Annotated in this window: 1 tRNA gene; it reads left to right on the top strand. The window is 68.9% G+C overall.

The features are described 5' to 3' along the window. Window positions 1-77, top strand: a tRNA-Arg gene (locus tag NQ204_RS19570). Window positions 78-283 lie beyond the last annotated feature (206 nt).

Raw genomic sequence — 283 nt, 5'->3', positions numbered from 1 at the left:
GCGCCCGTAGCTCAGTTGGATAGAGTACCTGGCTACGAACCAGGCGGTCGGGAGTTCGAATCTCTCCGGGCGCACCATTACACCGAAACAGCAGGCTCCGGCCTGCTGTTTTTTTTTGTGCTTTCGGCAGGGCTGCGCCCTGCACCTGCAGAGGCCGAAGCCGAAGCCGAAGCAAGATCAAAAGCGGCCCTGGTTTTCTGCTGGTTGGGCGGGGCGGTGTGGGTGGCCAGGGGGGGGGGGGGGGGGGGGGGGGGGGGGGGGGGGGGGGGGGGGGGGGGGGGGG

Origin of the sequence: Stenotrophomonas testudinis (assembly GCF_024499815.1) — a bacterium.
Lineage (GTDB): Bacteria > Pseudomonadota > Gammaproteobacteria > Xanthomonadales > Xanthomonadaceae > Stenotrophomonas.
Note: the sequence above shows the minus strand (reverse complement) of the source record. Positions and strands in the feature narration are given on the sequence as shown.